This window comes from Oleiphilus sp. HI0086 (assembly GCF_001635225.1).
The window spans coordinates 1-499 of record NZ_LWFZ01001486.1 but is presented as its reverse complement, the minus strand read 5'-3'; the positions used below and the strand labels follow the sequence as shown (position 1 = coordinate 499).

The 499-nt window shown below is 44.3% G+C and carries 1 pseudogene; it reads left to right on the top strand.

The window, feature by feature from the left end:
• Positions 1-499: pseudogene (secA, locus tag A3756_RS25195) on the top strand (preprotein translocase subunit SecA); the annotation flags it as partial.

Genomic DNA, 499 nt, shown 5'->3' with positions numbered 1-499 from the left:
AAGCTAAAGAGAATGTTGCAATTCAGGCTGAAAGCCAGACTTTGGCTTCAACCACCTTCCAGAACTTCTTCCGAATTTATTCGAAACTGGCTGGTATGACGGGTACGGCGGATACCGAAGCATTCGAGTTTCAGCAAATTTATGGTTTGGATGTTGTCGTTATTCCGACAAACAAAGAGATTCAGCGAATTGATCATAACGACCTGATCTATCTGACGCAGGAAGAAAAATACCAAGCGATCATTGATGAAGTAAAAGCTGTGGTTGCGCAAAAGCGCCCGATACTAGTGGGTACTGCATCTATTGAATCATCTGAATTTTTGTCTGCATTACTTAAGAAAGCAGGCATTAAGCACAGTGTATTGAATGCGAAGCAGCATGCTCAAGAAGCTCAGATCGTTGCGCAAGCCGGTTTGCCGGGTGTTGTAACCATTGCGACGAACATGGCTGGTCGTGGCACGGATATTGTTCTGGGTGGTAATTGGGAAGCTGAAATTAA